Source organism: Pseudomonas syringae pv. coryli str. NCPPB 4273 (genome assembly GCF_000972175.1).
Classification (GTDB): Bacteria; Pseudomonadota; Gammaproteobacteria; order Pseudomonadales; family Pseudomonadaceae; genus Aquipseudomonas; species Aquipseudomonas syringae.
Genome location: NZ_AWQP01000040.1, coordinates 84,240 through 91,098, shown reverse-complemented (window position 1 = coordinate 91,098; position 6,859 = coordinate 84,240). Strand labels below are relative to the sequence as shown.

At 58.4% G+C, this 6,859-nt stretch carries 6 protein-coding genes; all 6 read right to left on the bottom strand.

Annotation, left to right across the window (positions count from 1 at the left end; translation table 11 throughout):
• Positions 1 to 57: 57 nt before the first annotated feature.
• On the bottom strand, positions 58 to 933 hold the full coding sequence (locus P406_RS17370; RefSeq protein ID WP_046236844.1) for a D-hexose-6-phosphate mutarotase: 876 nt from the start codon (positions 931 to 933) through the stop codon (positions 58 to 60).
• Between the two features lie 108 nt (positions 934 to 1,041).
• Entirely contained in the window at positions 1,042 to 2,403 is a 1,362-nt protein-coding gene (locus P406_RS17365) for a carbohydrate porin (protein WP_003408960.1), read from the bottom strand.
• Between the two features lie 125 nt (positions 2,404 to 2,528).
• Positions 2,529 to 3,698 (bottom strand): ABC transporter ATP-binding protein, encoded by a 1,170-nt coding sequence (locus P406_RS17360; protein ID WP_046236843.1) that lies wholly within the window; start codon positions 3,696 to 3,698, stop codon positions 2,529 to 2,531.
• A 2-nt stretch (positions 3,699 to 3,700) separates the two neighbouring features.
• Positions 3,701 to 4,546 carry a carbohydrate ABC transporter permease gene (locus P406_RS17355; RefSeq protein WP_046236842.1) on the bottom strand — a complete coding sequence of 282 codons (846 nt, stop codon included), beginning with the start codon at positions 4,544 to 4,546 and terminating at the stop codon, positions 3,701 to 3,703.
• Positions 4,539 to 5,447 carry a carbohydrate ABC transporter permease gene (locus tag P406_RS17350; protein ID WP_046236841.1) on the bottom strand — a complete coding sequence of 303 codons (909 nt, stop codon included), beginning with the start codon at positions 5,445 to 5,447 and terminating at the stop codon, positions 4,539 to 4,541. Before P406_RS17350 ends, P406_RS17355 begins: the two co-directional genes overlap by 8 nt.
• 104 nt (positions 5,448 to 5,551) lie before the next feature.
• Complete coding sequence (locus tag P406_RS17345) at positions 5,552 to 6,838, bottom strand: ABC transporter substrate-binding protein (protein WP_046236840.1); 1,287 nt, start codon at positions 6,836 to 6,838, stop codon at positions 5,552 to 5,554.
• Positions 6,839 to 6,859: the final 21 nt, after the last annotated feature.

Here is a 6,859-nt window from a genome sequence, read left to right as displayed (position 1 = left end):
CGTCGTCTGTGCCATCGGGGTTTGACTAGCGTGCAGACGCTCTGCGTCATCTGCAACTCACCCTGCCAGGCTGGCTTGCAGTTTGAGCTGCACCTGTTCTCCGGGCCGCAGGCTGAAGGTGTCGCCGGAGCCTGAGGCGGCTTCGACGCGGACGAAGCCTGCGGTCTCGCTGCCGCATACGCCGAGGAGCGGTCTGCTGCCGGGGTGCCAGACGACGGTGTTGGTGCTGTCGCCGGTGTCGATGTTGAGCCTGCGCTGCCAGATCGGGTCCTGGAGCTGTACGGCGCCGGCGTGTTCGAATACGCGCTGGCAGGCGCCTGCCACGCGCAGTTCGCCTTGTTGCTGACACGCCTGTCGGCTGAGTTCGTCATAACCCTGTGCGCCGTCGAGTCCCTCCAGTGCGACTTCAGACACATCGCCGATCCGCCAATACGCGTGCAGCGCATGGCTGAAGTGACACGGTTCGCTGTCCTCGTGACGCGTGCTCAGACGCAGTTCCATGCCCTGCCCCAGTTCGGCATGCAGATCGACCTGCCAGTCCCACAGTTGCAGGCGCCAGTGCAGACTAACGCCCTCCTCACTCTCACTGCTGTCAATCAGTTTCCAGTCCAGCAAACGCCCCCAGCCGTGCGCCGGCCAGCCGCTCTCGCCGGGATGCCGGCCATACCACGGCCAACAGACCGGCACGCCTCCACGAATGGCGCCCACCTGTGGCCACTGCGCGGCACACCAGAGCCAGGGTTTCTGGCCCTGCGGCTGGAAATGCAGCAATTGCGCGCCCTGGCGACTGAACACGGCCTGACATTGCGGGTGGTCGATGACCAGTACATCGCGCAGCTGATGGCGCTCCCACTCGAAAGTAGGTCTGGCACGTCGGGATCGGAAGAAGCGTTGCAATGGATGATCAGGCAGTTGCGCGTCGTGAGTGGTCATCGCCAATCGCGTCCCTGAAAAATAAAAGGATCAAGCCAAAAAAAACGGGCAGCCAGGCTGCCCGCAAAGCACACACGACCCTTGATCGCGTTACGCGTCAGTCAATAATCAGAACTTCGACTGGATCTTGATGCCCGCTACCAGCGCATCATCAACCTGATCTACGCCACCAGGATGCTTGATGTACTGCAGGTTGGGACGCACGGTCAGCCAGTTGGTGACATGGAAGCCGTAGTAGATTTCAGAGTTGTACTCAGTGCTCTGGACCGGCAGGTAGCCAGGGTTGTCGTAGTCATTGATACCGCTGATCTGGTTGGCCAGACGCACGCGATCCTGCACATCGTCGTTGACGTGGATACGGGCGATACCGATACCGATGTCATCTTTCGGACGCGAGTTGAACGGACCTTTGTACGTGAAACCGATCTGCTGGTAGTTGTCGACGAAGTTGGTCGCCTTGTCATGCACGGTGGCGTTGGCAAAGATGCTGAGACCACGCGACGCATCGCCATCATGAGTGGTGAGTTGTTGCTGAGCCACGACCCACCAGCCATGCTTGCTGCTGTGCGACTTGAACGCTGCCCCAGTCAAAGCCTGCGGCTGACCATTCACGTCTTCATAGACGTCATTGGCGTTCGGCGTGCTCTTGTAGTAACCGACGCGGTACTCACCGGGCAACGAGTTGAAGGATGGCGTCCAGACCAGTTCGACCGGCAGAATCATGCCTTCGGTGCCACTGCCACTGAGCTTGAAGCCGTTGCCTGTTTCAAGGTTGGACGGGTTCTGCTCGTACACACCGACCTGTGCATAGACTTCAGGCGTGATGTTGTACTTGATGCGCAACGCCCACTGGCTGATTGGCCAGTTGTACCATGTGCTTACGTAGTTACCGACCTGCGAGCCGCAGAACGACAGGTTCTGGAAGTCGCACGGGAAGCTGTTGAAGTCTTCGCCCGGACCGAAACGGCCGGCCTTGACGTCCAGCGCGCCGTCGAAGTACTTCTGCTTGATCCACATCTGGGTCAGGCGCCAGGTCTGACCACGGCCCCAGACTTCCTGGGAGGAGCTGAGTGTACCGGCGCGAGGATCGCCGATACGGTCATTGGAGATGTTGCGACCGCTACGTTCGGTGATTGCCAGCTTGAACTCTGCGTCTTGCCAGCCGAGAACCTTCTGCAAATCGACTTTCATGCCCAGCGCGAACTGGTCGCTGTAACGACCGGTGGTGTCGTCGTTGTAGCCGCCCTTGAGGTTGCTGGCCATCTCGGAAACGTATTCCAGCGAGAAGTCGTAACCCTTGTCCAGCAACTCGGTGCGCTTGCCACCCCAGTCACCCGTCATCCAGGGTGAATCTGCGGCAAATGGCTCGGCGGCGTGAACGCTGCCTGCCAGACCCATCGCACCCAACGCCGACAGCTTGCATACCAACTGGAGCCGGGAAAGCGATTTACCTTTGTTGATCTTCTTCATCCCATCAATCCTCGTTTTATTGTTATTAGCTTTGGTAAACGTGTTGCTTCATTCACTGCCCTGTGTTCGCTGGTCGGCCGTGCGTTTTGGCAGCCAACGGCCAGCCAGCGATGCTCGTTGCTGAATCAATTTATCACTTGCGGCTCGACCGGTGACACATTGTTTTCCCGTTCGGCCGCCTGCCGCGCTCCCAGCACGCCAAGACGCTCACCGCTCTGAGCATCGAAAATCAGCACTCTGGTAGGATCGAACTGCAGGGTAAGGCTCTCACCCACCTGGGGCGCGACATCCGGGGCAAGGCGACAGCAGACCTTGCTCTGGTTGAGCGTGACGAATACCAGCGTATCCGGACCGGTCGGCTCGGTCACCTGGACCTCCGCGCGAATGGTCGGCAGCCCGGTCGATTCAGCGCCGGCCAGCATAATCTGTTCAGGGCGAATACCGAGAATGATTTCTCGATCTTCAAGGCCTGCATCGGACACGCCCACCGGCAGTTCGCAACGTGCCAGACCGCTATCAAGCGCAGCGATCAACTGGCCATCCTTGCGTTGCAGGCGCAGCGGAATGAAGTTCATCGGCGGCGAACCGATGAAACTGGCGACGAACAGGTTGGCCGGATCGGTGTAGATCTGCTTGGGCGTACCGAACTGCTGGACGATACCGTCCTTCATCACCGCCACCTTGTCACCCAGCGTCATGGCCTCGATCTGATCGTGGGTCACATAGACAGTGGTGGTTTTGAGGCGCTGATGCATCAGCTTCATTTCGGTACGCATCTCGACGCGCAACTTGGCGTCGAGGTTGGACAGTGGCTCGTCGAACAGGTAGATCTTCGGTCGACGTGCCAGGGCACGCCCCATCGCGACACGCTGCTGCTGGCCACCGGACATCTGACCCGGCTTGCGATTGAGCAGGTGCTCGATCTGCAACAGCTTGGCAACGCGAGCCACTTCAGCGTCGATGTCGGCTTGCGGCATCTTGCGGATCTTCAACCCGAAGGCGATGTTTTCACGCACGCTCATGGTCGGATACAGGGCGTAGGACTGAAAGACCATGGCAATGTCGCGGTCCTTGGGGCTGGTGCCGCTGACGTCCTGGCCGTCGATCAGAATCTCACCGCCACTGATGCCTTCCAGACCGGCAATGCAGTTCATCAGGGTGGATTTACCGCAGCCCGATGGACCGACCAGAATCAGGAACTCGCCATCCTTGATCGACAGGTCGATGTTCTTGAGTGTGTCCGGCAGGTTGCTGCCGTAGGTCTTGTTGACGTTGCGTAATTCGAGAGTCGCCATGATTACCCCTTGACCGCGCCGGCCGTGAGCCCACGCAGGAAATACTTGCCAGCCAGTACGTAGACCAGCAGTGTCGGCAGGCCGGCAATCATCGCCGCCGCCATGTCAACGTTGTATTCCTTGGCACCTGTGCTGGTGTTGACCAGATTGTTCAGGGCCACGGTGATCGGCTGAGACTCGCCGCTGGAGAACACAACGCCGAACAGGAAATCGTTCCAGATCTGGGTGAACTGCCAGATCAGACAGACCATCACGATGGGCGTGGACATCGGCAGAATGATGCGCCCGAAGATGGTGAAGAAACCGGCACCGTCCAGTCGTGCAGCCTTGACCAGCGCGTCGGGAATGCTGACGTAGTAATTACGGAAGAATAGCGTGGTAAATGCCAGCCCGTAGACCACATGAACAAACACCAGCCCGGTGGTCGTGCTGGCCAGGCCGATCTTGCCAAGGGTGTAAGACGCAGGTAGCAACACGGTCTGAAACGGCAGAAAGCAACCGAACAGCAACAGACCGAAGAACAACTGCGAGCCCTTGAAGCGCCACATCGACAGCACGTATCCATTGATCGCGCCAATTGTCGTGGAAATGATCACAGCCGGAACGGTGATTTTGACCGAGTTCCAGAAATAACCATCGACGATATCCCACGCTTTTATCCAGCCGATTGCCGTGACCACGCTTGGCCAGCTCAGCAGGTTCCCGGTGCCTATATCCTCAGGGGTCTTGAAACTGGTGAGCAGCATGACCACCAACGGCACCAGATAAATCAGACAGGCCAGCATCAGCACCGCGTAAATCAGAACACGACTGAAGCTGATGCCCGGTTTGCCAACATGACTACTCATGGCGTTTAGTCCTCAGCTCGGAATACAGATACGGCACCAGAATCGCCAGGATCGCGCCGAGCATCAGAATCGCACTGGCAGAGCCAACGCCCATCTGGCCACGGCTGAATGTAAAGGAATACATGAACATGGCAGGCAGGTCCGAGGAGTAGCCAGGACCACCAGCAGTCATCGCCGCCACCAGATCGAAGCTCTTGATGGCAATATGCGCAAGAATCATCACGGCACTAAAGAACACCGGACGCAGGCTTGGCAGCACAACGCGCCAGTAGATCATCGGCAAACTCGCGCCATCCATCTGCGCCGCGCGAATGATCGACTGATCGACGCCACGCAGTCCCGCCAGAAACAACGCCATGACGAAGCCGGAAGACTGCCACACAGCAGCGATAACCAGGCAGTACACGACGCGATCCGGGTCAATCAGCCAGTCAAGGCGAAAACCTTCCCAGCCCCAGTCGCGCAGCATCTTGTCCAGGCCCAGGCCAGGGTTGAGCAACCACTTCCACGCCGTACCGGTGACGATCATCGACAGCGCCATCGGGTACAGGTAGATAGTGCGAATCATGCCCTCGCGACGAATCCGCTGGTCCAGCAGGACGGCCAGCAGGACCCCGATCACCAGGCTGATTGCAATGAACATCCCGCCAAAGATCGCAAGGTTCTTGCTTGCCACCCACCAGCGATCGTTGTCCATGAGACGCGCGTATTGCGCCAGACCGACCCATTTATAGGAAGGCAGGAACGTCGAGTTGGTGAACGAGAGTGCGAATGTCCAGAGGATATAGCCGTAGAAACCCACCAGCACGATGAACATGCTGGGGGCCAGCACCAGTTTTGGTAGCCAGCGTTGCAGCGCATCCATTGGCGAGGCTTTGCTGTTCGCAGCGACAGAACTCATCGGGAGTATCCCATGCGGTGTATCGAATCCAGGCCGCAGTCGCAGGTGAAATCAACCAGGGATTTCAACACTGCGAGCTGCGGTTAATGGGGGTTCAGAACGAGTTACTGGGCAGATTTGACCGCAGCAGCCAGCTTTTTGGCCGTTGCTGCCGGGTCGGCCGCCGGGTCGTTGATGTAATTGGTGATCACATCAAAGAAGGCACCTTGAACACCCAGCGTAGTTGCCATGTTGTGGGCCATGCTCGGCTGCAGACCACCGGTCTTCGAATCGGCGAGGAAGTCCTTGGCAGCGGCTTTCGCACAGGAGTCGAAACCGTACTTGTCCATGTCGGCAAGCATGTCCTGGCGAACCGGGATCGAACCTTTATTGATGCTGAAGACTTTCTGGAAATCCTCACCCATCGCGACTTTGGCCAGATCCTGCTGTGCGGCAGCGGTGTTCTTGTCTTTCTGCTTGAACACGGCCAGCGAGTCGATGTTGTAGGTGAACGCCTTGTCGGTGCCCGGGAAGGCTACGCACTGGTAATCCTTGCCGGCGACCTTCTTGGCTGCGGTCCATTCACTCTTGGCCCAGTCACCCATGATCTGCATGCCGGCCTTGCCATTGATGACCTTGGCAGCTTCCAGGTTCCAGTCCTGGCCCTTGCCGTCGGCATCCATGTAAGTCGCGACTTTCTTGAGTTCGGTGAGCGACTTGACCATGCCTTCGCCGGTCAGCGCGTCCTTGTCCAGGTCGACCAGAGCCTTCTTGTAACCGTCAGCGCCCATGACCGAGAGCACGACAGCTTCGAAGACCGTGCTGTCCTGCCAAGGCTGACCGCCGTGAGCAAGCGGGATGAACCCGGCTTTCTTCAGCTTGTCGCCTGCCGCGTAGAACTCTTCGAGCGTTGCAGGCGCCTTGTCGATACCGGCTTTCTTGAAGACTTCAGGGTTGATCCACAGCCAGTTGACGCGGTGAATGTTCACCGGCACTGCTACATAATCACCGTCGTACTTCACGGTGTCGGAGACTTTCTTGTCGAGCAGGGAGTCCCACTTCTCGGACTTGGCAACCTCTTTCAGCACATCGGTATCGAGCAGGCCGGTAGAGGCCCACTCCTGAATATCCGGACCCTTGATCTGGGCGACGCCTGGCGGATTGCCTGCTACCGATCGGCTTTTGAGCACCGTCATGGCTGACGCGCCTCCGCCACCGGCAACCGGGCTGTCCTTCCAGACAAAGCCGTCCTTTTCAACCTGAGCCCTCAGGACATCGACCGCAGCCTTTTCGCCACCCGATGTCCACCAGTGCACCACTTCAACAGTGCCTTTGGATTCAGCGGCGTTAGCGCTCAGCGGGAACAACGAAGCGAGAGAGATGACAACAGCGAGACGTGACATGGAATTCATCGAATTGACCTTTCTTGTTGT

What these genes read in the sequence shown, in the direction of transcription:
- P406_RS17370 (WP_046236844.1), bottom strand. Translation starts at nt 933, where the DNA reads ATGACCACTCACGACGCGCAACTGCCTGATCATCCATTGCAACGCTTC.
- P406_RS17365 (WP_003408960.1), bottom strand. Translation starts at nt 2,403, where the DNA reads ATGAAGAAGATCAACAAAGGTAAATCGCTTTCCCGGCTCCAGTTGGTA.
- P406_RS17360 (WP_046236843.1), bottom strand. Translation starts at nt 3,698, where the DNA reads ATGGCGACTCTCGAATTACGCAACGTCAACAAGACCTACGGCAGCAAC.
- P406_RS17355 (WP_046236842.1), bottom strand. Translation starts at nt 4,546, where the DNA reads ATGAGTAGTCATGTTGGCAAACCGGGCATCAGCTTCAGTCGTGTTCTG.
- P406_RS17350 (WP_046236841.1), bottom strand. Translation starts at nt 5,447, where the DNA reads ATGAGTTCTGTCGCTGCGAACAGCAAAGCCTCGCCAATGGATGCGCTG.
- P406_RS17345 (WP_046236840.1), bottom strand. Translation starts at nt 6,838, where the DNA reads ATGAATTCCATGTCACGTCTCGCTGTTGTCATCTCTCTCGCTTCGTTG.